24 protein-coding genes are annotated in these 24,175 nt (G+C 47.7%); 2 read left to right on the forward strand and 22 right to left on the reverse strand.

Translation table 11 applies throughout. The annotated features are described in order from the left end of the window. The first annotated feature begins 11 nt into the window (after positions 1-11). The gene (locus tag DWX43_RS13835) at positions 12-344 is read left to right on the forward strand and encodes a hypothetical protein (RefSeq protein WP_109731976.1); all 333 of its coding nucleotides are present in this window, start codon (positions 12-14) and stop codon (positions 342-344) included. A 59-nt stretch (positions 345-403) separates the two neighbouring features. On the opposite strand, the gene gatY is transcribed toward DWX43_RS13835, so the two are convergent. The 15 genes from gatY to DWX43_RS13910 are packed head-to-tail and all read right to left on the reverse strand — an operon-like array spanning position 404 to position 15,965. Continuing rightward, the gene (gene gatY, locus DWX43_RS13840) at positions 404-1,249 is read right to left on the reverse strand and encodes a tagatose-bisphosphate aldolase subunit GatY (protein ID WP_118620686.1); all 846 of its coding nucleotides are present in this window, start codon (positions 1,247-1,249) and stop codon (positions 404-406) included. An 11-nt stretch (positions 1,250-1,260) separates the two neighbouring features. Beyond that, entirely contained in the window at positions 1,261-2,094 is an 834-nt protein-coding gene (locus DWX43_RS13845) for a carbohydrate ABC transporter permease (RefSeq protein WP_109731974.1), read from the reverse strand. 3 nt (positions 2,095-2,097) lie between these two features. Beyond that, positions 2,098-3,024: a sugar ABC transporter permease gene (locus DWX43_RS13850; RefSeq protein WP_109731973.1), complete on the reverse strand. Its 927-nt coding sequence runs from the start codon at positions 3,022-3,024 to the stop codon at positions 2,098-2,100. A 34-nt stretch (positions 3,025-3,058) separates the two neighbouring features. Further along, positions 3,059-3,790, reverse strand: a complete 732-nt coding sequence (locus DWX43_RS13855; RefSeq protein ID WP_109731972.1) for a GntR family transcriptional regulator — start codon at positions 3,788-3,790, stop codon at positions 3,059-3,061. A gap of 60 nt (positions 3,791-3,850) precedes the next feature. After that, positions 3,851-5,029, reverse strand: coding sequence for an SIS domain-containing protein (locus tag DWX43_RS13860; protein ID WP_118620687.1), 1,179 nt, complete (start codon positions 5,027-5,029; stop codon positions 3,851-3,853). A gap of 52 nt (positions 5,030-5,081) precedes the next feature. Continuing rightward, the gene (locus DWX43_RS13865) at positions 5,082-6,032 is read right to left on the reverse strand and encodes a phosphoglycerate dehydrogenase (RefSeq protein ID WP_118620688.1); all 951 of its coding nucleotides are present in this window, start codon (positions 6,030-6,032) and stop codon (positions 5,082-5,084) included. Between the two features lie 46 nt (positions 6,033-6,078). Continuing rightward, entirely contained in the window at positions 6,079-7,452 is a 1,374-nt protein-coding gene (locus DWX43_RS13870) for a hypothetical protein (protein ID WP_118620689.1), read from the reverse strand. Further along, the gene (locus DWX43_RS13875; protein ID WP_118620690.1) at positions 7,452-8,411 is read right to left on the reverse strand and encodes a hypothetical protein; all 960 of its coding nucleotides are present in this window, start codon (positions 8,409-8,411) and stop codon (positions 7,452-7,454) included. Before DWX43_RS13875 ends, DWX43_RS13870 begins: the two co-directional genes overlap by 1 nt. 29 nt (positions 8,412-8,440) lie before the next feature. Beyond that, positions 8,441-9,232 carry an SDR family NAD(P)-dependent oxidoreductase gene (locus tag DWX43_RS13880; protein WP_109731967.1) on the reverse strand — a complete coding sequence of 264 codons (792 nt, stop codon included), beginning with the start codon at positions 9,230-9,232 and terminating at the stop codon, positions 8,441-8,443. A 29-nt stretch (positions 9,233-9,261) separates the two neighbouring features. Further along, positions 9,262-10,941, reverse strand: a complete 1,680-nt coding sequence (ilvD, locus tag DWX43_RS13885) for a dihydroxy-acid dehydratase (protein WP_118620691.1) — start codon at positions 10,939-10,941, stop codon at positions 9,262-9,264. An 11-nt stretch (positions 10,942-10,952) separates the two neighbouring features. After that, positions 10,953-11,675, reverse strand: coding sequence for a polysaccharide deacetylase family protein (locus DWX43_RS13890; protein WP_182440698.1), 723 nt, complete (start codon positions 11,673-11,675; stop codon positions 10,953-10,955). Then, positions 11,662-12,075 (reverse strand): hypothetical protein, encoded by a 414-nt coding sequence (locus DWX43_RS13895; RefSeq protein ID WP_118620693.1) that lies wholly within the window; start codon positions 12,073-12,075, stop codon positions 11,662-11,664. The genes DWX43_RS13890 and DWX43_RS13895 overlap by 14 nt, the downstream gene beginning before the upstream one ends. A gap of 42 nt (positions 12,076-12,117) precedes the next feature. After that, entirely contained in the window at positions 12,118-12,843 is a 726-nt protein-coding gene (locus DWX43_RS13900) for a polysaccharide deacetylase family protein (RefSeq protein ID WP_118620694.1), read from the reverse strand. After that, positions 12,827-14,614 (reverse strand): MATE family efflux transporter, encoded by a 1,788-nt coding sequence (locus DWX43_RS13905; protein WP_118620695.1) that lies wholly within the window; start codon positions 14,612-14,614, stop codon positions 12,827-12,829. Before DWX43_RS13905 ends, DWX43_RS13900 begins: the two co-directional genes overlap by 17 nt. A gap of 25 nt (positions 14,615-14,639) precedes the next feature. Then, positions 14,640-15,965, reverse strand: coding sequence for an extracellular solute-binding protein (locus tag DWX43_RS13910; protein WP_118620696.1), 1,326 nt, complete (start codon positions 15,963-15,965; stop codon positions 14,640-14,642). A 244-nt stretch (positions 15,966-16,209) separates the two neighbouring features. Here DWX43_RS13910 and DWX43_RS13915 point away from each other — a divergent pair, with 244 nt between their 5' ends. Then, positions 16,210-17,064 (forward strand): AraC family transcriptional regulator, encoded by an 855-nt coding sequence (locus DWX43_RS13915; RefSeq protein WP_118620697.1) that lies wholly within the window; start codon positions 16,210-16,212, stop codon positions 17,062-17,064. On the opposite strand, the gene dmpG is transcribed toward DWX43_RS13915, so the two are convergent. From dmpG to DWX43_RS13950, 7 genes are all read right to left on the reverse strand, one after another. Next, on the reverse strand, positions 17,061-18,077 hold the full coding sequence (gene dmpG, locus DWX43_RS13920) for a 4-hydroxy-2-oxovalerate aldolase (protein ID WP_118620698.1): 1,017 nt from the start codon (positions 18,075-18,077) through the stop codon (positions 17,061-17,063). The two genes, DWX43_RS13915 and dmpG, sit on opposite strands and share 4 nt — an antisense overlap. Then, a complete protein-coding gene (locus tag DWX43_RS13925) occupies positions 18,067-18,951 on the reverse strand; it encodes an acetaldehyde dehydrogenase (acetylating) (RefSeq protein ID WP_118620699.1) in 885 nt (294 codons plus the stop codon). Before DWX43_RS13925 ends, dmpG begins: the two co-directional genes overlap by 11 nt. Before the next feature lie 14 nt (positions 18,952-18,965). After that, positions 18,966-19,910 (reverse strand): 1-phosphofructokinase, encoded by a 945-nt coding sequence (pfkB, locus tag DWX43_RS13930; protein WP_118620700.1) that lies wholly within the window; start codon positions 19,908-19,910, stop codon positions 18,966-18,968. Between the two features lie 106 nt (positions 19,911-20,016). Beyond that, the gene (locus DWX43_RS13935) at positions 20,017-20,784 is read right to left on the reverse strand and encodes an IclR family transcriptional regulator (RefSeq protein WP_118620701.1); all 768 of its coding nucleotides are present in this window, start codon (positions 20,782-20,784) and stop codon (positions 20,017-20,019) included. Between the two features lie 69 nt (positions 20,785-20,853). After that, a complete protein-coding gene (locus DWX43_RS13940; protein ID WP_118620702.1) occupies positions 20,854-21,744 on the reverse strand; it encodes a fumarylacetoacetate hydrolase family protein in 891 nt (296 codons plus the stop codon). A 433-nt stretch (positions 21,745-22,177) separates the two neighbouring features. After that, positions 22,178-23,179 carry a polysaccharide deacetylase family protein gene (locus DWX43_RS13945; RefSeq protein WP_182440699.1) on the reverse strand — a complete coding sequence of 334 codons (1,002 nt, stop codon included), beginning with the start codon at positions 23,177-23,179 and terminating at the stop codon, positions 22,178-22,180. A 23-nt stretch (positions 23,180-23,202) separates the two neighbouring features. Then, positions 23,203-24,129, reverse strand: a complete 927-nt coding sequence (locus DWX43_RS13950) for a carbohydrate kinase family protein (RefSeq protein WP_182440700.1) — start codon at positions 24,127-24,129, stop codon at positions 23,203-23,205. Positions 24,130-24,175: the final 46 nt, after the last annotated feature.

The following is a 24,175-nucleotide window of genomic DNA, read 5'->3' on the forward strand; positions in this document are numbered from 1 at the left end:
GAGGAGCCGCTATGAATATCATTCAGAAATATATCGAGACTATGGAAAACAGAGACTATGAAGGACTTGCCGAGCTGTTTGACTGTGACGGGACCCTCGTCGACCACTGCCCGAACGGAACCTCCCAGCCGGAGTACCATGTTTACGGAAAAGAAGCGATCAATATGTTTTTCAGGAATAAATTCACATTCGGGAAATTCTCGATCTCCGAGGCAGAGATTATTGATGAGAGACACGCGAAGTTTGTGGCAAACTACTCCGGGTATATGGTAATGGCGATTGCAACAATACGGTATACAAACGAAGAAGGTTTGATACAGAAACTATCGGTAAGGCCAAAGTAAGATAATGGGATTGGCAGAAGTGGCGGTTTCCGTGATTTTGGAAACCTCCACTTCTATGTTTATTTATCCCACCCGCATACCTTCATTTTCTCCATGACAAGGGCAGTGACCTTCTCTCTGCCCGCAGCTCCCAGCTTTTTCGGGTCAATCGTACCGGGATGCTTTTCCAACACTTCTTTTATCCCATCCGTGAAAGCCACGCGCAGCTCTGTAGCAAAATTGACTTTGCAGATTCCAAGCCTAATACTCTCTCTTACTGCCTCATCAGGCACACCGGATGCACCGTGGAGTACCAGTGGAACAGATACTTTCTCCCGAATCTCCTGAAGCCGTCCAAAATCCAGCTTTGGCTCCCCTTTATAGAAACCATGCGCGGTCCCGATGGCAACCGCAAGGGAAGAGATCCCGGTTCTCTCTGTGAACGCTTCTGCCTGCATGGGATCTGTATAGGCATCGCCGCTGCCTCCGTCCAGATCGTCTTCTTTCCCTCCTACTTTTCCCAGCTCCGCCTCAACAGGTATTCCCACACTGCTGCACATCCTGACTACTTCGGCCGTTATCTTGACATTCTCCTCAAAGGGCTTCTGCGAGCCGTCTATCATAACCGATGTATATCCTGCATGAACCGTCCTGACCGCCAGGGCGTAATCGGAGCCGTGGTCTAAATGAAGCGCTGCACACACTCCTGCTTCTTCTGCCGCACAGGCAGCATTCGCATAAAAATATTCCGGTGAGGCATACCTCAGTGTAGATGGGGTGGTCTGCATGATGACAGGTGCATCCAGTGCTTTGGCAGCCGCGATAACCGCCTGTACCATTTCCATGTTTTCCACATTAAATGCCCCGACAGCATAATGCTCCCTCTGGGCCTTTAACAGCATTTCTCTCGTTGTAATTAATGGCATGTTTTTTCCTCCTACCCTTTCACGCCGCCGACAGTTAAACCTTCTACAAAGTTCTTCTGTGCCAGGCTGAAGACAATAACAATCGGTACAATCATCATGACGGATGTCGCCATGATCAGGTCTGTCTGTGTTCCCCTGTCACTATAGAAGGAACCGATACCTACCGTCAGTGTGAACAAATCACGTTTGCTGACAGAAATCAACGGCCACAGGTAAGAATTGTAACTCGCCATAAACAGGTAGATAAACAGTGCCGACATCATAGACTTTGCCATTGGAAGCGCAATCCTGAAAAACCGTTTGAAATGCCCGCAGCCGTCCATCTCTGCTGCCTCCAGATAGGCATCTGGCAGATCGAGGAAGAACTGCCGCATCAGGAAGATTCCAAAAATATTCACAAAGTAAGGTACGGTCAGCACGAAATAACTGTTTGTCAGTTTCATTCCCGCCATCAGTTTATACAGTGGAATCATCAGCGTATCGTAAGGCACCATCATGAATGCCAGAATACACATAAATACGAAGTTTCTTCCCTTGAACCGGTATTTCGCAAACGTATACCCGATCAGCCCGCTGGTCAGCACACCAACCACTGTATTTAAGATACTCGTCCCAAGACTGTTGAGATAATAGCGGATAAACGGTATGCTGTCCAGTACCCTCTGGTAATTCGTCATTACCCATTTGTGCGGATACATCGTCGGAGGCATCTGCAGTAATTCAGACTGTCCCTTGAATGCTGAAATCAGCATCCAGTATAATGGGAGAATCATAAAGACAGCTCCGGCAGTCATAATTACAACACCAATATAAAATCCGATAGAATGTTTCTTCTTCTTTTTCATCGCCTATACCCCCTGTCCCTTATAATGCTTTGCTTTCTCTTTCCGTTCTCTTGTAATGATCCACTGAATCATACTGAAGAACAGGATAATCAGCATCAGGATTATGGACATGGCAGATGCATAACCGATGTCGCTGTTCTTGATACCTTTATTCATAATGTGCAGCAACATTACCATCGTACTCGTTCCCGGGGTCCCCTTCGTCAGTATCTGGACCGGTGCAAAGAACATGAATGCAACCGTTGTTGTCATAACGCATACAAATAGAATGTTATTCTTAATCAGCGGGAGCGTAATCCTGAAAAACTTGGCCAAAGGGCCTGCCCCGTCAACCTCCGCCGCCTCATAGTAGCTCTTGTCGATGCCCCTTATCGCTGCCAGCAGGATGACCGCATAATAGCCGAAAATAGACCAGATCTGTACAATACACAGACAGATAAGCGCCTGACTGGCCGATGTCAGGAATGGCTGCGTCTTCATTCCCAGTGCATCCAGAATCGCATTAAACAAGCCGTAGTTTTTATTGTACAGCCAGTTCCATACAAGACTGATTGCAACCGCAGAAATGACAGACGGCAGGAAATAAATAAATGTAAAAATCTGCCTGAGCTTATTTCCCAGCGCATTTAGGCCCGCTGCCAGCAGGATCGCCAGAATGACCGTCGAAGGCACAATAACCAAAGCCGTTACGACCGTGTTTTTCAGCGAAATAAGAAATGTAGGGTCCTTTGTGAATGCCTTTATGTACTGGTCAAATCCCACGAATTTATAGGTGGGATAGGCCATATGTGCGTTTGTAAAACTATACATAATCACAGAAAAAAAGGGGATTATGAAAAATATCAAAAACCATATAAAGGTGGGTACCAACACGCAAAACAGGAATATGCTCCGTCCCCGGTTCCGTTTCGTGCCTATTAACTTTCCCATAAAAGTCCTCCTTGCTTATAGCATCAATTCCGTTCTATTTTAATTCAACCGTATAGTGGAATACTTCTCCGTTCACGATACTCTGGCAGTATTCAATGATGTCCGCGCCGCTGTATGTCACACGGGTCAGGTTAATCGCCGCATCATTTACCATCACATTCATGTCTCTTGCATCTTCCCTGGAAATGTTTACCGCTGAGAAGGTTTCAATTGCCCGCTCCGGAAATACGTGGAACATACGCAGGGTCTTATACAGCCCGTTTTTATCTACTAATTCCCCGGTCAGCTCCGGTACGAATTTTACCGGGATGTATGAATGCTCAATGGCGTATACCTTATTATCCATATATCGTATCCGCTTAATCCAGAATACTTTTTCTTCTGCCCCTATCTGAAGTGGTTCTCTGATAAAGGCCTCCGGAATAATCTCCTGAAACACAATTAATTTTGCAGTTTCTTTGATACCCATTGTTGTCAGCTCTTCACTGAAAGAATAGAACTTATGCAGTTTCTGTCCGATAGAGCGGTTTAATACAAATGTTCCCCTGCCTCTCTTTTTCACGAGATATTTCTCATTCTGCAGTTCATCTATCGCTTTACGCACGGTAATATTGCTTACGTCAAACATTTTTGCAATTTCCGCCTCAGAGGGAATCCTGCTTCCCTCCGCCCATTCGTTTGCCAGTATTTTTCTTCTGATTTCTTCTTTCAGCTGGTAGTAAAGTGCAACAGGTATGTCTTTTCTGATTACGTTCCCGCCTGCCATAATTTATCATCCTTTTTTAATTATTTTGTATATCCCTTTCGGAAACACGGGAACCAGTTTTTATATCTCATATATCGTGATTCCCTGTACGACCCTGTTGACATCGCCCTTTGGACACGGATTGTCGGTCGTATATCCCTTGTCCAGTGATTTTTTCATCGAAAGCAGCTGGGTGAATACAAGTGAGAATATATATGCCCCCATCTCGGAATCTTCCGGAAGTTCTTTTGGAATCTGATAGACCACTTCGTAGTCTTCCCCTTTAATCTCTTCTTTAACAAAATCCGGTTTTATAATAACCACCAGATTCTTCTGCTTCTCCCTGATGATCTCATTCGCCAGATCTACATCATACTTCCTGCTGTACTCTTTGTTTGATATGAAATGTATCGTAAGGGTCTCTTCATTAATAACCGTTTTTGGCCCGTGGCGAAAACCGGTCGGTGCATCATATCCTGCATGTACATAGCCGTCTGAGAGCTCCATAGACTTGATGGATGCTTCTCTGGCCAGTCCCTTCAGCGCACCTGTTCCCAGCCAGATCAGTCTGCGGTAGTCATTTTCTGCAATCGCGCCCGCCTTGTCGGCCAGTCTGTCAATCTGTGCCTCCACCGCCTCTGCCAGAACAGTTACATATCCCGTATATTTTTCCATCTCTTTATAATGGAACAGGCACCATGTCGCAATGCTCATACAGCTTACAGAGCTTGTCATTGCAAAACCCTTATCACAGGTTTCCTTTGGCAGGTCAAGGACCAGGGACTGTTTTGTCTCATACCCGCATCTGGCAAGGCTGCTGTTTTTATCGCATACGATCACGATATTGTACAGATTTTTCACCCGTTTCTGTGCAAAACGTATGGCGGCAATACTCTCCGGGCTTTCACCTGACCGTGCATAGGAAATCAGGAGTGTCGGGGTGTCAAACAGCGTCTCATCCGGTGCGCTGATGATATCCGTTGTATGTACGTTCTCTGTACGGATTCCCATCTCTCCCGCTAACATGTATAAAAATGTCTCTCCTACAAATGCGGATGATCCTGCGCCCGTTGTCACGATCCGTAAATTTGGAACGGACATGACCTGATCCATAAACGCTGAGATTTCGTCTTTTCTCTGCATCAGTGTATCTGCCAGCTGGCGCCATGCTTCCGGCTGCTGTGCAATCTCAGTGACGGTATGGATACAGTGGTTCTCTTCATAATAAGTGAGTGGTTTTCCAAACAATTCATTCTTCATTTTTATTTTCTCCCAGTCATTTTTGTTTCTGTTGTTTCATGGTAACTGACCGTTACTTTAACAATTCTGCCATGTGACAGGCCGCCTGCATGGCTACATTATGGATTTCCCTGTCTGCCAGCCCTCCTATATGGGGTGTCAGCACCACATTGTCAAGTTGAAAGAATGCACTCTCATACAGTGGCTCTTCTTCGAACACGTCCAGTGCCGCTCCTGCAATGCGCCGGTTTTTCAACGCTTCGTACAGTGCCTGCGTGTCAATGATCCCGCCCCTTGCCGCGTTCACAATGACAGCGTCTTTCTTCATCCTGCCGATCGCATCCGCGTTAATAATGTGGTATGTCTCCGGTGTCAGCGGGCTTGCCGGAACAAGAATGTCGGCCTCCTGAAACAGGGTATCCCTGTCCACATAAACCGCGCCATATTTTTCGGCTGACTCAGGATTCTGGCTTGTGCTGTTTACAAGCACCCTCATGTCAAATCCCGCCGCCCTCTTTGCCACTGCCTGTCCGATTGCCCCGAAGCTGATGATTCCGAGGGTTTTCCCGGATACGGCATACCCTCTTGCAACCCCGTCACACCATTTCCCTCTGCGGATATTCCTGTCGGCCTCAGGAATCCGGCGCATAACTGCCAGAATCAGTCCCCAGACCAGATCTGCCACCGCATTGAAGTTCTGTCTCGGTACATTGCAGATTCTGATACCTTTCTTTTCAAATGCCGGAAGATCGAGGTGGTCTGCACCCGCACAGTTCAGTGAGATTGCTTCCAGCCCTTCTGCCTTCTCAGCGAATTCTTTCCCTAAGGGAATATCCGCCCCCATCAGAATCCCAGCCGGTTTTTCCTCCAGGGTATCCCAGTAGTCCAGAAGGTCTTCCTGTGTATACCCGATCCTGTCTTTTTCAGCCAGCAGGACCGGTTCCAGTCCTGCATCTTCCAGCACACGAAATGCTTCTTCTTCCTGTTCGAAGGAAAAGGAGATAATCAATACTTTTTTGTTCATAAGGTGTCCCTCTTAAATTTTCTGTTTGATATCAGGCGTTTTAAATCTATTTGTACTGCGGCAGATAGTCTTTATGTTCTTCTATAAAGTCATTGACCAGGTTTTCTGCTGTCTCATAATCGGTCACAGCACCGTCGAGCATCATAGCGTCGGCCCAGAGCTGCCTGTCCCCCGTTAATGCTGCCTCTACTGTGAGGTCCACGGATGCAAGCCGCTTGATGATAATATCCTTGACTGGTCCCTCGAATCCGTTCACATGCATGGAGGAGAATCCCCTTGCAGTGGCAACACCCGGAATCTCCAGTACGGCATCGTCAGGAATACCGGCAACGGCGCCCTCATTTGGAATATTCACGGAGAATACCTTCCGTTCATCCCGCAGTAAGGATTTGATGATTTCCGCAAGCTGTTCGTGTTCCCCATCGGCACGCTGGAACAATTCGGCTTCTACTTCACCTTCCGTCTCTCCCTGCTCCAGCATTGCTTTATAGATTCCCTCGCCTCTTGCAATCACATCGTCAATAGGAAATGCATCGATGCCGAGAGTTGCACCATAGTATTTTCCTTCCGGGAAACGCTCCGGGAAGAATTCAACCGCATGGCGGTCCACAACTGCCGGAATCGCCCCGTAGCGTTCGAAGAATTCCCATGAAAGCGGATTGTCCATATGGTTCGGTATTTCCTTGTCTTCCAGAAGTGGATTGAAGAAATTGCGCACATGTGGGTTCCTTTCGTGTTCTTCCTTCTGCCTCTTCACGACATCCAGCAGTTCCTGATGCACGTCTTTCCCATCCACGCGGATATCGTACAGCCATGTTAGATGGTTTAAGCCTGCACCTATTGTGGTCAGCCTCTTTACATCCACACCAAGCATTTTCGCCAGATATTTCTCCCCGTAGATAACACCGTGGCAAAGCCCGATTATCTTCACATTTGTTGCCCTTCTTACCGCAGTCACGATAGCGGTCATCGGGTTGGAGTAGTTGAAGAAATATGCATCCGGGCAGAGCCGCTCAATGTCTTTTGCAATCTCAACCATCACAGGAATCATCCTCTGTGCCCTGGAGATTCCCCCCGGCATAATGGAATCGCCTACCGGCTGGTAAATGTTATATTTTCTCGGAATCTTAACATCCTGTTCCCATGCACGCCTGCCTCCGACCGCGATCGTCGTCACGACAAAATCGGCTCCCGGCAGCAGATCTGTCCTGTCTGTGGATGAACTGATGATAATATCGGACTTTTTCTGCTCCACCATCTTCTTAGCAAGCCTCGTTATGGATTCCAGTATCTGCGGGTTAATATCGCAGAGGGCAATCTCCCATTCCCCGAATTCAGACTGGATAAAATCTGCGATCAGCCCTTTTGTAAATACGGCGCTTCCCGCACCTATCAGTACAATTTTCTTTCTCTTGGCCATTATTTGTTACCTCCTCTTTCCCATGCTGTTACAAACGCCTCGTTACATGCCTTTAAAAAATTCTTCAAAAGTTCCATCTGCTCTTTATATTCCGCCCGGTTGACCGCTTCTGCCATTTCTGCCTTCATAAAGAGCTTTATGAAGCCCGGTTCCCCGACTCCCAGCTCATACACCGGGGATGCTTCCATGTTGTGATACACCCTGTCGAATTCTTCTGGGTTGCTGAACTTGTCAATCTCCGCGAAGATACCGGCCGGCTGCTTCTTATAGCTGTATATGGCTCCAAAATAGGCATAGAGCGATAATCCTTTGTCATTTTCCAGATAGTACCGGAACCCTTCTGCATACTGTCCGAAGTTATCTTTATCTGCATAATTTACTCTCACACTGCTGATGTGGCTTTCCACTTCATTCAGTGCCTGATCAAAAGCATTCACCAGATTCAGTGAATCTGCCATATTCCGGTAATCAAGCCGGAACCCCTTTTCGTATGCGGCATCTACGATTGCTTCTGCACCGCCTGCTACAAACCTTCGAAGAATCACTGCCTGTTCCCCTCTTGGCCTGCCGGACATATCTGCGAAAACGCTGTCAGGCATAAACAGTTTAAAATACTCCGGTTCCGCCCGGTTGATTTCGAATTCCGGGCGTTCGGTTATGTTTTCCAATACACTGCCATAGCTGTGACGGTTATTCTGCTCATCCAGCTCTATCATCAGTCCCGGCCGGGTAGACGGGAAATAGATCAGCCCGATATGCAGGTAGAATCCAATTCCCGAACGTCTGCATGTAACTCTGCACCTCAGTCCGTACCAGTGCCGCCCGATACAGTCTTTTGCGTCCCGGATTACCTGAAATTCGGCCTTGTCGCTTTTGATGCTTTCAATGGCATCCGCAAGGATATCCCCAAAGCGGTGCATCGATTCCAATGCATTAATATCAATATGAAGTCTTTCCAATGTTTTAAGCCCTCCGTATACGCGCTGTATTATTTAGCCAGGTCCGTCTGTTTCCATGCAAAATCCGGGTTCTGCACACAGAGTTTGCCCCCGCTGATTTCGATGAATGTCCCTGTCAGATAGGAAGCCTCTTCCGATGCCAGGAATGATACTGCATTCGCCACATCCTCCGGCTTTCCTAATTTATGAAGGGCGATTGCACCCTCCAGTTCATCTTTTTTGCTGTCAATCACGCCTCTTGTCATTCCAGTCTCAATGACGCCGGGAATAAACCCGTTTACTCTGATTCCGGCCGGTGCCAGCTCTGCCGCCAGTGATTTCGTCAGGCTGTAAACTGCTGCCTTGCTTGCCGCATATGCACCGCTTCCTGCTGACCCCAGCAGTGCCGCATAGGATGCCGCATTGATCAGAACGCCGCCCTTTTCCTTCATGCACCTGCTGCATTCTCTTGCACATAGGAATACGGATTTTAGATTGACATTCATCACCGTATCCCACTGGCCTGCCTCCATATCACAGACGAATGCCTGCGGATAGATTCCCGCATTACTTACGAAGATATCAATATAGCCGAAATCTTCCAATGCAAGCCTGAACCCTTCCTTCACGGATTCCTCTCTGGATACATCCATCACATAAGACTTTACATTGCCGTACTGTTTCAGTTCCCGTTCTGCTTCCTGCAAAGCGTCTTCTTTTAAATCACAGATAAATACATTGGCACCGCTTTCCAGAAACTTCTTTGCAATGGCAAATCCTATTCCCTTTACACTTGCGGCCCCAGTTACACCAACTGTTTTTCCTCTATAGTCAAATGACATGCCTTACTCCTTTCTATGCCCCGTGGATATTAATCTGTCAGTTCCACGACGGCTCCGCGGCTCGCTGAAGCCGCCAGCTTTGAATACAATCCCAGATATCCCGATGTATATTTCGGTTTCGGCGGGATAAACCCTGCCTTCCGCTCCTTAAGTGTCTCATCCGTAACGTGAAGTGTAATACGCTGGGCGGGAATATCTACCGTAATCTCATCGCCGTCCTGTATAAAGGCGATGGGTCCGCCTTCTGCCGCCTCTGGTGATATATGCCCGACAAAGCATCCGTTATTCGTACCGGAAAATCTTCCGTCTGTGATCAGTGCCGTGGATTCTGCAAGCCCCATGCCATAAAGGTACTTCATTGCCTTATACATCTCACGCATTCCCGGCCCGCCTTTGGGACCCTCGTAGCGTATAACGACTACATTGCCCGGCTGGATTTCTCCTCCCAGAATCGCTTCCTCTGCAGTCTCTTCACTGTCAAAGACTCTTGCCGTACCTGTAAATACATGCATCTGCGGTTTGATAGCGGAGGGTTTTGTGATGCAGCCCTCTGGTGACAGGTTTCCTTCCAGGATCGCAATTCCACCGAACTTACTGAACGGTTCCTCAAGTGTCCTGATAATCTCCCGGTTCACCCTGCCTTCCCTGTGGTTTTTCAGGTTATCCCCGACTGTTTTCCCTGTCACTGTCATGACATCCAGATTTAAAAGAGGTTCCAGTTCCTTCATAACCTGTGGGATACCGCCTGAATTGTGGAAGTCTTCCATATTATATTTAGATGACGGGTTGACTTTTGCGACCAGTGGTGTTGTCATGCCGATCTCTTTGAACTTCTCCGTCATCACCTTACTATCGATGCCTGCCTCTCTTGCTACAGCAAGGAGATGGAGCACTCCGTTGGTGGAACCGCCCGTTGCATTTAATAACCGGATTGCATTTTCCAGAGACTTTTCATTGATGATCTGGTCCGCCGTAATGTCCTGAAGCACAAGGTCTACGATTTTCTCCCCTGTCTCGAATGCAATTCTGGTCCGGTCCGCATAAACCGCCGGTATCAGTGCCCCATACGGGAGTGTGATTCCTAGTCCCTCTGAGAGAGCACACATAGTATTAGCCGTCCCGTAGAAGGAACAGGACCCGCAGCCCGGTCCGCATGTATTTTCCATGCGGTACAGTTCTTCCTCCTCAAGTGTCCCGGCCCTGACCATCCCGCAGCCCTCGGAAAGCGTTGTGAGGTCGGATGCCCTTTCGTCAAAAACGGGGCCCCCCTGCATCGGCCCGCCCGGAAGCAGAATTGCCGGAAGTTTCAGTCTTGCAGCTGCCATGAGGAGTCCCGGAACGATCTTATCACAGGAGCCAAGCAGTACGATTCCATCCAGCTGGTGCGCCTGTACCATCACTTCCACATCATTAGCAATCAGGTCACGGGAAGGGAGGATAAAACGCATCCCTTCGTTCCCCTGGGCTGTGCCGTCACACGCCCCGATAACCCCGAATTCAACCGGAGTCCCTCCTGCGGCGTAGATTCCCCGCTTTACACTGTCTGCAACTGCCCTCAGGTTATAACTTCCCGGTACGAGCTCGCTCCATGTATTAGCGATTCCGATAATCGGTTTTTCCAGATCCTTATCAGAAAATCCCATTGATTTGTATACGCCCCTGTTAAAGCTGAAATCCGGACGTTTTAAGATTGATTCACTTCTTCTCACGTTTCTTCCTCCTACCTGATCTTCTCCATCTTCAGGTTGCTCACTACATACTTGTATCCCGCCTCTTTCAGATATTTATGGGCTTTTTTGTTGTAGTTGTATTCCTCGCCGTACAGCCAGCAGAACACTTCAACCTCCCGGCCGGTCTTTTCTTCTAAATGCCGCTTGGCAGTTACGATCTCCCTGTACATATCCTCATCCGGCGTTTCTTTCGTAATCTGGAAATGTTTCCCGGTATGGCAGCAAACCTCATGCCGGGAGGCGATCTCCCTGACCTCATCCCAGTTCATCGCAATTCTTTTATCCGGATACAGACTCTCATCCGTAATATTCAGCTCATGCGCCTCGCTGAAAGGCAGCTGTTCTTCCAGCGGGATATCCATAAAGAAGCTTGGGAAATAGAACCACCCGGTAAAATGATATTTGTCCAGGATCGGCAGCATCACATCGTAGTGATTGCGGAAGCCTTCAAAGATCGCCGGAATCAATCCTGGCTTTTCGTACGGCCATTTTCTTGTTTCGAAAAACCGGTCCAGATCTTTTAAAGTTACCGGTACGAAATGTTCGCTGTAATACTTAATCTCTGCCTCAAACCTCTCAGCGTTGACGGGATTGGTGTTGTGGTAATTGACAACACGTATGTAAGAGCTGTTTATCAGATAGCGGAACATTTCAAGGCATCTCTTATCTTTTGAGATTGTCTGCAGAAATTCTTCCATTTTAAAGTTCTCCATCTGGTTTTCCTCCCTCCTGTCCATCCTGATTCACTACAAATTGCTTCACCACTTCCCGGTAAGGGACTATCCTGCCGTCTTCGCCGGCATGGAAGAACATCTCCGCCATCGCGCTCATGGCCGGCGCAATTCCCGGATATTCCCCCAGTTCTTCCGCACTCTTCTGCTCGTACAGGCTGGCAAAAACCATCGCGCCTGCCGCCATCAGAAAGCGGAACTCTTCATCCTGCCGTGCTCCTTTATAAGTGGTGTTCCACGATGCAGTCAGGTCATCCAAACCTATCACAGCCGGAATCCCCTCATCCGCTGTCACCCGGCTGTCACAGTATTTCATAAGGGCCTTATAGGGTTCCATCCCCTGTCTTTCAATCTCCTTAAACATGTCCTGAATGTTTTTCATCCGCGTCCTCCTTCAATATGGTATATATATCCAGGCACCCGATTACCTGATTTTTTCGATTTTCAAATTGCTGAGTACATATTTATATCCGGCTTCCTCCAGATGCTTATGCGCCCGGATATTGTAGTTATACTCCTCGCCTGCCAGCCAGCAGAAGACATCCACCGGTTTCTGTATCTTGCTTTCCATACGGCGCTTTGCCTCCACGATCTCCCTGTGCATATCCTCATCTGAAGTTTTCTTCGTTATCTCAAAATGGCTGCCGGTGTGACAGCAGATCTCATGGTTTTTCGATAATTCTCTGATTTCTTCCCAGCTTAAAGCGATTCTCCCATCCTCATACATATACTGCCCGGTTGTCCTCAGGTGGTGGTTTTTACAAAATCCAAGCTGGTCTTCCCTGGCTACATCCGGGAAAAATCCGGGGATGTAGAACCATCCTGTGAAATGGTATTTATCCAGAATGGGCTTCATAATATCGTAATGGCTGCGGTATCCCTCAAATATGGCGGGAATCAGTCCCGGCTTATCATACGGCCATTTTCTTGTTTCAAAAAAGGTATCCAGGTCACTTAACTTTACCGGTACAAAATGTTCGCTGAAGTATTGAATCTCATGCTCCAGCCTTTTCGCATCCCGTTCATTCGTGTTGTGGTAATTTACGACCCGGATATATGCGTTATTTACCAGATAACGGAACATTTCAAAGGTCCGTTTATCCTTTGCAACCGTCTTTGCAAAAGTATGTATATCAAAATTGCTGCTCATGCTCCCTCTCCATTCTTCCTAGTGCTTCGGTATATGAGATACTGCCGCCCGTTTCTGCGCCTGCCGGCTTTTTGTACTGGAAAAACCGTTCTGCCGCTGCTTCCATAGCCGGAATAATCGCCCCTCTTCCGGTTCCTCCCTCTTTTACCATCTGCTGGTCAAGAAGGTCTGTGAACAGCAGTGCGCCGACTGCCTGATAAAAACTCAGTTCGTCCTCCTGCGCAGATACTTCAAATGCCTCCTGATCCGGCGCTGTCAGGTCATCCAGTCCGATAATCATGGGAATCCCTTCCTCATCACGGTTTCTGCTTCCGCAGTATGCAAGCACCCTGCGGTAATTCTCCAGATTGTCGGCCCCGAGCTGTTCAATCAGCTCTTCTATTCCATCCACTTCTTCAGTAAATTCATAGAAATTGAGCTGTCCCAGATTCTCTTCCATACGTTTTTTCTGATAACGGCGGTATGCAAAAAGCATGACCACCACCGTCGTCCCTTCTATGAAAAGGGAGGCCATCCATACTCCCTTCACGTTCAGGTAGAAGGCTCCCCCGATTACAAAGATAACCGGAAGGAAAAGTGTACGCATAAACGAAAAATAGATTGCTTCTTTTGAAGCCTGTATGGATTGGAAGTAAGATATCAGTATCATGTTAACAGCCGCCAACAGGTAAGAAACTGCTACGATTCTTATGGCTCCTGCCGCCTGTACAAGAAATGCCGCATCCGGCTCCAGGAAAATCTTTACAAAAACTTCTGCCTGCCATTCAATCACTGCCACAAACACAACGGACATTCCAAATGCCCACTTTACTGCAAGATGTGTGAATCGTTTTGCCCGTGAGAACTTCCCCGCACCGCTGTTTGCACTCACAAGCGGCTGCATTGCATTCGAAATACCGTTGATCGCCGCCAGTACAATCGTGTTGATATTCACCACGATCCCATAGACAGCGATCACTGTTGTTGCGGCACTTCCTGCAATCCTGATCAGCACGGTGTTGTAAACGAAGGTTACAATACCTCCGTCGATTTCTGTCAGGAAGGTGGACATGCCTACCTTCATGATACAGAGGACATCCCGCACGCTGGCATCTGTAAAACTGACTTTCAGATTGGACTTCTTTCGGAAGGTTGAGAAGATCCCTAAGACTACAGTCGATGTAACAGCAAGTGAAGTAGCAAGAGAAGCCCCTGCCATACCACCGTCCAGTACATAGATAAATACAATATCTAAAATGATATTCAGGGAGCAGGATAATAATGTCCCTGCCATTGCCAGCTTAGGTGCATTGTCATTGCGCAGAAAACTGGTAAAGAAACATTCCCCCATGTAAGAGACGGAAAAGATCAGTACCCATTTTACATAATCCGTTACGCCCTGCCTTAGCTCTCCCGCGCCTCCAAGCACTGTGACGATAGGTTTTAAAAACACCATTCCCAGAATCGTTATGGCTGCCGCAATGAGCAGCAGCGTGACTGCGGCTTCTGTAAAAACACTTTTTGCTTTTTCTTTCTTTCCATTTGCCACATATGCGGAAAACATGGCTCCTCCCCCGGTTCCGAGAAGCAGTCCGACGGAATACAGGACTGTCGTCACCGGCCAGGAGAGATTCAGGGCCGCAAGGCCCTGCTCTCCCAGCTTCTGACCGATACACAAGGTATCGATAAAGTAGTTGAAGGATATCATCATGGTAGCCGATACACTTGGAATCAGATACTGTAAAAATGTTTCACTTACATTTCCCTGTAACAAATCTATCTTTTTTTTCATAAATCACCGATGTGTCTTTCTCCTTTTACCTGTTCAGGTTTTCTTCTATCATTGCGTTGCCTTCTTCTTCCATTCCCTTCAATGCAGCATCAATATCTCCGTCAACCAGCAGCTGTCTTAACTTTTCTCTTACGATTGTATAAGTCAGTGTGGAAGGTGTGCCCATGTATGCACCTTCTTCGACTGCATATGGAAGAACATCCTGTGCAATTGTAATTGCCTTATCAACTGAACCTACATTTGGGTCATACTGAAGGTCTGTCAAAGAATCAACCCTGGCCGGAAGGCAGCCCGTCTTATAAGCCCAGTCCCCTGTCTGTTCTGCCGTGGTCATGAATTTTACAAATTCCCATGCCGCTTCTTTATTTTCACACTTATCGGATACGATATATCCCCATCCGCCGGTACCGATGCTGACAGGGTCCGCTCCTTCTACCCATGCCGGCATATTGAATACCTGCCAGTTGACATCCGGTATGTCGATTGCAAAACTGCCTGAATACCACGGTGCGCCTACACACATTGCCGCAGTCCCCTGGACAAATGATTCATAACGCGGAGTCCCTTCATCGCTGACTGCGTCCGGTCCCTGCGTATATTTGAGCAGTGTCTCCGCTGCCTTCTTCGCTTCCGGAGTCTGGAACTTCACTTTATTATTTGCCTCATCCTTATAATCTCCGCCATACTGCATGATTAAAGAAAGGAAATTTGCTTCCCACTGTGCATACACATATGCCAGTCCTGAGCGGACCACCTGTCCGTTCTCATCCTTCTGGGTCAGCTTCTCTGCTATTTCCAGCAGTTCGTCAAAGCTTGACGGTCCGTTGTTGTCTATCCAGCTCTGCGGAAGCTCCACACCCTCTTCCTTTAAGATGTCCATATTGACGTATAAGCTTGGGGACTCTGCATTGATCTCTGACGGGATACAGTAGTACTTACCTTCAACCTGCTTATTGATCAGTGCACTCTCGTAATAGTTCTCCTCCATATACTCTTTTGTCATGACATCATCCGGGATCTCATCAATGACGCCTGCCTTTGCCCAGTCTGTAATGCTCTGCCAGGTCTGCATGACGTCGGCCTGCTCACCCGCTGAAAACGCCTGGTTAAGCTTGTCGGAGAACTCCGGGAAATATTCCACCTGAATATTTACATCCGGATATTCTTTCTGGAAGGCCTCAATTGCCGGTCCAAAATAAGACTTCCATGCTTCCGTGTCCTGTGTCCAGAAGGTCAGGTCACCGTCGATCTTCCCGTCACCGTCCTCCCAGTCCTTACTGCCTCCGCATCCTGCCAGTAATGAGGTTGTCATCGCTGCTGCCAATAGTAATGCAATCACTCTTTTTTTCATCTTTCGTCCTCCTATGGATCTTTCTTTTTCATATTTTCATACTAGCATTATGTTATGTTTTATTCTTAATATATATTTACCAGTTTTTCACTTATTTTTACTTTCTATAGTTAATGTTGCATAATTTTATATTTTTCTTTGTATTATTAATCATAATTTTAACGCATCTGTTTAAAAGCAAAACAGATGCGCCGGAGTTTAGAAACGGACTGTGAAGTTATAATCTGACTGATAGGAGAATACTATGATTACTACAAAAGAAAACAATCCCTTCGGGACCATTGAATTTACCGATACCTATAAGCTGAAGGCCTTACCCTCCACATGGTGCATCGCGCTGGCTGAACAGGGAAGCGGCAGTTACCTGCACCAAAACCTGATTTCGGATTTCCAGCACCGGGACTGCTTCCTGCTGTATGATGCGGAAGATATCACCTTGTCTTATGGGGAGGGCAAGCCATGCCGGTTTACGCTTTTTTCGTTTTCTATGGATGAGGTAGATACTTCAGGGGCCGCGGATAAGGGCCAGCAGCTCCTGAAACAGTTTTTCAGCGGGCGGGTAACCTTTCAGCATTTCTCTCTCCCACGCAAGAATTATGACGCCATACGGGCGCTGCTCAAACTGTGCAGCCAGATTTTACAGGACACGCTCCCGGTATCCCCTATGATTTACCGGCATACCTTCCTTGCCCTCATCCTGTACTTTGCCCAGACAGGCTTTGTGCTGAAACCCGAGAGTCAGCTGTTCACGAAAAGTTTTTCCACCCGTGAAGTCATGATCGCACAAGTCAAGCACCTCATCCGGCAAAATTACGCCGATCCGCTGCCACTTTCATATCTGGCGGCTTATGTATATGCGAATCCCAGTTATTTAAGCCGTATTTTCAAGGCAGACACTGGAATGTGCCTGTCTGCCTTCATCAACCAGGTCCGGATTGACAATGCGAAACAACTGTTGGAAGATACGGATGAACTGATTATAGATATTGCCATTTCCTGCGGTTTCAACCAGATTCCGCACTTTAACCGGATTTTTAAAGAATATACCGGTATGTCTCCTTCAGCTTACCGCAAGGCATACCGGCACCGGGCTCTTTAATCGGCCTTATGTTGTGAACGGGAAAGCTGGTACGCCACATCCACAATCATATCTTCCTGACCGCCTACCATGCCGCGCCTTCCTAATTCAACCAGAATATCTTTTATATTCAAATCAAACTTTTCTGCAGCACGTCTGGCATGGAGCAGGAAGCTGGAATATACCCCTGCGTATCCCAGCATAAGGGATGCAGTGTCGATGACCTGCGCCCTGGGCATAATGGGTTCCACGGCTTCTTCCGCCACCTTAAGAATCTTATCCAGATCAATCCCGGTCGCACATTCCATACGCTCCAGCACTGCGGACAGTACTTCAATCTGACAGTTGCCGGCTCCTGCGCCGAGCCCTCTTAAGGTGCCGTCAATATATGACGCCCCCTCTTCTGCCGCCGCAAGCGAATTCGCAACGGCAAGCCCTAAGTTATTATGCGCATGGAACCCAACCGGGATACTGAGCTTTTCTGACAGCAGGCTGACCCGCCGGCGCACATCATCCGGCAGGAGGTGTCCGGCCGAGTCTGCCAGATTGACATAGTCGACTCCTGCATCCTCGAATATCCTCGCCTGTTCCAGAATCTTCTCCGGCTCTGCCATATGTACCATCATCAGGAAGCCGGCCGTAAACATGCCTCTGTCCTTTGCCGCTTTTATATGCTGCAGGGAAACGTCTGCCTCTGTGACATGGGTTGCAATCCTGACCGCACGCACACCATGATCATAAGCCTCCTGCAAATCTGATATCGTCCCGATTCCGGGGATCAGGAGCGCGCCCAGTTTTGCCCGTTTTACCACCTTGGATGCGGCTTCAATCAGTTCAATGTCCCTTGTTTTAGAAAACCCGTAATTGATCGAGGAGCCTGCGATTCCGTCCCCGTGACTCACTTCGATGATATCTGCACCTGCATCATCCAGCCCCTGCGCAATCAGGCTCACCTGTTCTTTCGTAAAGCTGTGGCTCATCGCATGGCTCCCGTCACGCATCGTCGTGTCAATGAAATGTATTCTACTTTTCATGCCTGTTTCCTCCTTGTAAAAACCTTTCTTCTGCTATTTTTTCTGCTGCCTCTATGGCGGCTGAATTGATGATATCCAGATTTCCTGAATATTTCGGAAGGAAGTCTCCCGCACCTTCTACCTCTACAATGACAGTCACTCTGTTCCCGTCCATGATCGGAGGGGTCCTGAGCTTATATCCCGGCACGTATTTTTGTATTTCCTTCACCATCTTGTTTACGGACCCGGTAATTACCTTTTCATCCGGGTTCTTTACAATCGAATGGATTGTGTTTGTCATCATGAGCGGCGGTTCTGCAGGATTCAGGATAATAATTGCCTTGCCTTTGTCTGCTCCTCCGACTGTTTCCAGTGCCTTTGCCGTCGTTTCTGTAAATTCATCGATATTGGCACGGGTACCGGGACCTGCGCTTTTGGAGGAAATACAGGATATGATCTCTGTGTATTCGCTGTCTGCCACACGGTTGATTGCATATGCAATCGGGACTGTCGCCTGCCCCCCGCAGGTTACCATGTTAAGATTCATCTCATCTGACAGGCTTTCCAGATTCACACACGGCACAACATATGGTCCCACCGCCGCCGGGGTCATATCGATGGCAACCTTGCCCGCCGCCTTAAGCAGCGGCGCGTGCATTTTATGTGCCTTAGCACCCGTCGCATCAAACACAATCTTAATGTCATCTCTGTCTAAGATTGTCTCTATCCCCTTGGTCGTAGTCTCAAATCCGAGCCGCTTTGCCCTTTTGATTCCCTCAGACTCAACGATTCCTACCATGCAGGACATCTCCAGATTCCTGCTTCTCATAACTTTGTACATTAAGTCGGAACCGATATTCCCCGGTCCGATAATCGCAACTTTTACTTTCTCCATGTCTTTCCCTTTCCTTATCTGGCTACGTTCCTGATGGACGTAATCTGAATTTTTTCATAAATTTCTTCAAAATCCTTTTTTTCAAAAAAGCCGGTCTTCTCCTGCATGGCATTTGCCGCCGCTATGGCACTGGCATACCGCAGGAGCTTTTCATCTTCGAAACGGTTCTTTATTCCAATGGCAAATCCTGCAAGCATGGAATCACCGCACCCTACCGTATTTTTAACTTCAACTTTAGGAACTGCCGTCTTATAGATCCCGGATGGCGCTGCCATAAGCGAGCCTTTTTTCCCGAGTGAGACAACCACATAGGTAATTCCTTTCGTTCTCAGGTAAAGCGCTGTTTCTTTTAATTCTTCTTCCGATAATTCCCCCTTTCCTGTAAGCTGTCTGATCTCATCCTGATTTGGCTTAATCAGGGCTGGCCTTGCACAGATGCTTTTTTGAAGCAGTTTGCCGCTTGTATCCAGCAGGACCGGGATACCACAGTCCCGTGCTGCCTGTATCAGTCTGACATAAATCTCGTCATCCATGCCTTTAGGTGTGCTTCCCGATATAGTAACCACTTCTGCCTGGGCGAGAAGATCCCTGTACCGCTGCTCTAACTCTGCAATCTTTTCCTGTGGGACAGCTTCCCCGGCTTCTAAAAATTCTGTCTGGATACCGGTTTCTGCATCCATGATGTTAATGCAGCTTCGCGTCTCTCCCCCTACATGGACAAATTCCGTACGGATGCCATCTTTTTCTGCCAGTTCCTCGAGAAGGGCCCCATTATGCCCTCCTGCAAATCCCGTGGCAATTACGCTTTCTCCTGCAATAACCGCTGCCCTTGAAACATTCAGCCCTTTTCCGCCTGCACTGTACCGGCAGCTGCTGACCCGGTTTACCTGGCCGGCATTCATTTTTTCCACCAGATACCGCTTGTCAATTGATGTATTCAGTGTAACTGTGAGTATCATAAAGTTCTCCTTTCTTTTCATTGTTCGTTATTGCCGAACACCGTTCTTGTTTTTGCTTATATAAAAGAGCCTGACTGGATACAGACTCTGATATTTTCCATACATTCTATCCGCGGTATCCCAGCTTTCCGGATATCGCACGTGTTGCCTTCTTGATTTCTTCAGCTGCCTCTGCTGCTTTCTCTTCCGTCATCTTTACCGCTGAACTCGAAATACTGATAGCTGCCACAGGTTTCCCCTGATAATCATGGATCGCGGCTGCCACACATTTCAATCCGAGCTCTACCTCTTCATTATCCGTGGAATATCCCTTCTTTCTGATACATTCCAGCTCCTTTCGTATCTCTTCCTTGTCTGTCATGGTGTTCGGCGTAAGAGCTTCGAGCTTCTGGCTGTCCAGAATCCTTCCTATATCCTCCGGCTTTAGTTCTGCCAGCACTGCCTTGCCGATGCCCGTGCAGTACATCGGCGCCCGTTTTCCCACCTGTGAATACACGACCCTTGTATCAGGGGCGTCCATTTTGTCGATATAAACGACTTCCTCGTCTTTATAAAGTCCCATGTGCACCGTCATTTTAAAATGCTCTGACAACTCCTTTAAATATGGTCTTGCAATCTCCCGGATATCCATACGTTCCTGCACAATGCAGCCAAGTTCAAATAACTTAAGCCCCAGCCGGTACCGCTTATTGTCCGGGTTCTGTTCCAGATACCCCTCCTGGACAAGCGTATTCACAAGACCGTAAATGGTACTTTTCCCGAGTCCCATGTAGGATGCTATATCTGTAATGCCAATTTCCGAAACGCCTCCTGAAAGGTATTCCAGAATCTTCAAAGCCCGTTCCACAGACTGTATTGTCACTCCCTGTTTCATCCGTGACTCCTTTCTATTGATCGCTCTAGTGTTCCATCCAGTGAGTAATGATACTTACTGGATGGAGCACTAATCTATCTGATTCACAAGCGTTCCCAGTTTTTCAATCTTACACTCAATGACGTCCCCTTTATGTAAAAATCTGGGCGGTGTAAATCCCATCCCGACTCCCTTTGGTGTTCCCGTGGAAATAATCGTCCCGGCTTTCAGAGTCATACCCTGACTCAGTTCATGAATCACATAACCGATATCAAAGATGAGCAGGTCCGTGCTGCTAGACTGCCTCAGTTCCCCGTTAACCAAAGTCTGGATCTTTAATTTCGGCGGATACATAATCTCATCCTTTGTCACAATAGCTGGGCCCATAGGGGTAAAACCATCCAGGCTTTTTCCGAAGTACCACTGTGTGTGTCTGGTCTGCAGGTTTCTTGCACTCATGTCATTCAGAATTGTATAGCCGAAAATATAGTCCAGTGCATCTTCCTCTCTTACATTTCTGGCATCTTTCCCGATGATGACTGCCAGCTCTGCCTCGTAATCCAGACTGTCAACAATATCCTCATACGCAGGAATGCCCTGCCGGTGTCCGGCTGCCTCGTTCACCCTTTTTGAAAAATAAACCGGATAAGAGGACTGAATGTCAAAAGAGTCCTTCTCAAATCTGGCTGCCTCTCTGGCATGCTCCAGATAATTCACGCCGAGACAGATGACATCCTGCTTTGGATATGGAATGGGCGCACGCAGGACAATCTCATCTGCCGGCACAATAAATAAACTTTCGTCCTCCGCCCGCCGGCTTAACTGCTGCCTCTCCTCTTCTGTCATAGATGCAATCAGTTCATTCATGTCAGAATACGGCAGGTTCAGGACCTCCTGCGGAGCAACCCACTCCCCCTTGGAATCAAGAAGCCCCAGCCTGTCCTCAGGCGCTCCCGCGGCCCTGTATGTAATAAGTCTCATATAGGTGATACCTCCTCTGTCATTATCGCTCTTTTGTTGTTCGGTATTATAGAACTATGTTCTGAAAATATTATAATCCTCTTTTTTACATTTTTCAAGTGCAAATTCAGACTTGTGGATGAACCAGCGAAATGAAGGGACGGTTGCAAGCCTCCTGAGTGTACATATGCCGTTTCGAAGTGCTAAAGCGGGCCTTAGAAGTTCTTGGAAGGTGGCAGCCGGCAAAGCGGGGTGATTTTGTGATCACCGAATCACAAAATCGTCTGACCCAGCGCGGGAAATCACCAGATTTCCCGTGATGTGTCAGACCCTGCCCCGCTTTGCCGGCTGGCGGCTTCCTAGAATTTCTTAGGCCCGTGTCCGCATATCGAAACGGAATATGTACACTCAGGAGGCTGGCGGCTGTCCCTTTATTTCGCGTCCCCCCGCCCGCTCACAAGTCAAACCCTTGTTCGCTAAACTCTCCGAATGAAATTACTTCCAGTGCCTTGTTTACAGCCATCTCTTCCTCCATTGACCGTTCCCTGTTAAGATACTCCGCAACTGCCGCAAAATGCGATGCGATTGCCATATCTTCTTCTCTTTCCCCATCCGTAACCAGATGTCCCGTTTGGTAAAAGGGGAGGATCGCAGGCACTGCGCTATACCAGCCAATGTTTGAAACTGCCTGCTCATAATGACGGACTTCACGATCCAGTTCCTGTAATCCTATGTGTTCAGGAACTGCCTTCTCCCATTTATCACTGGAAGTATCTGTTTCATCAAAATATTCCAGCCGGTATCCCAACAGGAAATGGTAGCCATTTTCCCGAAGGATTTGGGCCGCACGGGGGTTTTTCTCCATCCACCCACCGCCCAGCCAGCTGAATATTTCTGGTTTTATCCCGGTCTTTTCTTTTATCATCTGATCTGAATGCCGTATTTCATACTGCAGTTCTTCTTCACTTATCTCCCCTTGTAAAAGATAGTGTCTCGATGTATGGTTTACGATGGTATGATTCACACTGATTTGGGCCGCCTCTTCCCAGTTCATGGCATATCTTTTATCCGTATATTCATCCGGCACCCACTGCATGCGGTATGGGGTGAGCACTTGTTCCTGTTCTGCCGCTGGGGTATTGATAAAATCTGTCACCAAAAGAAACCAGCCATGCATCCCTTTTTCCTCCAACAGCCTGAAAAGTACCTCATAATTATTCCGATACCCGTCAAACGCACCGATTATGACAGATGGTTTTTTCCCGCGTAAACCTGTCTTCAGGTACGCAAGGGCGTCTTTCGGGGTCCAAACCTCATAATGCTCCTTCACAAATTCGAGATGCTTATCATATAGCCCCCTCCGGTTTAAGGGCGTATTGTGAAAATGGAGGCTTCTCTGGTAACAGCCATGTTTCAGCCATGTGTAAACTTTGTCAACAGTATTTAAAGCTTTCACACGAATTCCCTCCTCCTTGCATGTCAAATGGCTTTTTTATGGACCAGATCCATCAGTTCACTTTCATAGAGAGATGCTGTAAACCCTCCCAATGCCACCGTGGATTTAGAACCACAGAGCTGCCCGTAAAGGATACATTCCTCCAGGGATTTCTTCTGAACCAGACCGTATGCAAACCCTGCGGCGAAATTATCTCCTGCACCCGTTGTGTCCACTACCTTTCCCAGATCAACGGAAGGATACCTTAACATCCTGCCTCCGCCGGCTGCAATCACACCGTCGCAGCCGAGCTTCACTACTGTGTTTGCCGTATGCCCGGACAGTTTTTTAATCACAGCCTCGGGCTCGGGCTCACCGGTAATCCGCCTTGCTTCCATTAGGTTTGGCAGGAAATAATCACAGTTTTCTATCTGCTTTAATAAAATCTCCGAGGTCAGAAGCCTTTCGTCCCAACTGCAGTCCAGAATTACTTTTGTTCCATGTCGACGGAGTTTTTTCATAAGATCCAGATAATTCTCCTTATCTGTCATACTAAATACCGCAACTTCCATCGGGACCTCATCGGCAATATTCTCAATATGCTGTTCCAGTTCATGCTCCTTTTCTTTGGCAGCATAAGACACAAACGATCTGTCATTTCCAAAATTCAGGACAACAGAAGCCTGCAGATAAGGCTGCGGGATATGCAGGAAAAGCCTGGTATCGACACCTTCTTCCAGTGCGGCCTCATGAATGAAGCTGCTCATAATATCTGTCCCGTATATGCAGGGAATCCCTGTTTTCAGATTCAGTCTGGACGCTGCTGCCGCCACATTAAAAGCTCCCCCGACTGTAACTTTCATCTGGTCTGCCCATACTTCTTCCCCCGGACCAGGAAGACTTTCTATACCGGAAAATATCAAGTCGCAGCAAATATCGCCGAATACTACTAAATCATATTTTTCTCTCATTATTTCACCCATATCTGTCCTAAATCATGAACAGTAACTCTCTCAA

The sequence above is a fragment of the Clostridium sp. AF19-22AC genome, from assembly GCF_003479085.1.
Taxonomy (GTDB): Bacteria; Bacillota; Clostridia; order Lachnospirales; family Lachnospiraceae; genus Faecalicatena_A; species Faecalicatena_A orotica.

Bases quoted from the DNA above. Each gene is read 5' to 3' on its own strand.
- DWX43_RS13835 (WP_109731976.1), top strand. From the start codon at position 12: ATGAATATCATTCAGAAATATATCGAGACTATGGAAAACAGAGACTAT.
- gatY (WP_118620686.1), bottom strand. From the start codon at position 1,249: ATGCCATTAATTACAACGAGAGAAATGCTGTTAAAGGCCCAGAGGGAG.
- DWX43_RS13845 (WP_109731974.1), bottom strand. From the start codon at position 2,094: ATGAAAAAGAAGAAGAAACATTCTATCGGATTTTATATTGGTGTTGTA.
- DWX43_RS13850 (WP_109731973.1), bottom strand. From the start codon at position 3,024: ATGGGAAAGTTAATAGGCACGAAACGGAACCGGGGACGGAGCATATTC.
- DWX43_RS13855 (WP_109731972.1), bottom strand. From the start codon at position 3,790: ATGGCAGGCGGGAACGTAATCAGAAAAGACATACCTGTTGCACTTTAC.
- DWX43_RS13860 (WP_118620687.1), bottom strand. From the start codon at position 5,029: ATGAAGAATGAATTGTTTGGAAAACCACTCACTTATTATGAAGAGAAC.
- DWX43_RS13865 (WP_118620688.1), bottom strand. From the start codon at position 6,032: ATGAACAAAAAAGTATTGATTATCTCCTTTTCCTTCGAACAGGAAGAA.
- DWX43_RS13870 (WP_118620689.1), bottom strand. From the start codon at position 7,452: ATGGCCAAGAGAAAGAAAATTGTACTGATAGGTGCGGGAAGCGCCGTA.
- DWX43_RS13880 (WP_109731967.1), bottom strand. From the start codon at position 9,232: ATGTCATTTGACTATAGAGGAAAAACAGTTGGTGTAACTGGGGCCGCA.
- DWX43_RS13890 (WP_182440698.1), bottom strand. From the start codon at position 11,675: ATGGAGAACTTTAAAATGGAAGAATTTCTGCAGACAATCTCAAAAGAT.
- DWX43_RS13895 (WP_118620693.1), bottom strand. From the start codon at position 12,075: ATGAAAAACATTCAGGACATGTTTAAGGAGATTGAAAGACAGGGGATG.
- DWX43_RS13900 (WP_118620694.1), bottom strand. From the start codon at position 12,843: ATGAGCAGCAATTTTGATATACATACTTTTGCAAAGACGGTTGCAAAG.
- DWX43_RS13905 (WP_118620695.1), bottom strand. From the start codon at position 14,614: ATGAAAAAAAAGATAGATTTGTTACAGGGAAATGTAAGTGAAACATTT.
- DWX43_RS13910 (WP_118620696.1), bottom strand. From the start codon at position 15,965: ATGAAAAAAAGAGTGATTGCATTACTATTGGCAGCAGCGATGACAACC.
- DWX43_RS13915 (WP_118620697.1), top strand. From the start codon at position 16,210: ATGATTACTACAAAAGAAAACAATCCCTTCGGGACCATTGAATTTACC.
- dmpG (WP_118620698.1), bottom strand. From the start codon at position 18,077: ATGAAAAGTAGAATACATTTCATTGACACGACGATGCGTGACGGGAGC.
- DWX43_RS13925 (WP_118620699.1), bottom strand. From the start codon at position 18,951: ATGGAGAAAGTAAAAGTTGCGATTATCGGACCGGGGAATATCGGTTCC.
- pfkB (WP_118620700.1), bottom strand. From the start codon at position 19,910: ATGATACTCACAGTTACACTGAATACATCAATTGACAAGCGGTATCTG.
- DWX43_RS13935 (WP_118620701.1), bottom strand. From the start codon at position 20,784: ATGAAACAGGGAGTGACAATACAGTCTGTGGAACGGGCTTTGAAGATT.
- DWX43_RS13940 (WP_118620702.1), bottom strand. From the start codon at position 21,744: ATGAGACTTATTACATACAGGGCCGCGGGAGCGCCTGAGGACAGGCTG.
- DWX43_RS13950 (WP_182440700.1), bottom strand. From the start codon at position 24,129: ATGAGAGAAAAATATGATTTAGTAGTATTCGGCGATATTTGCTGCGAC.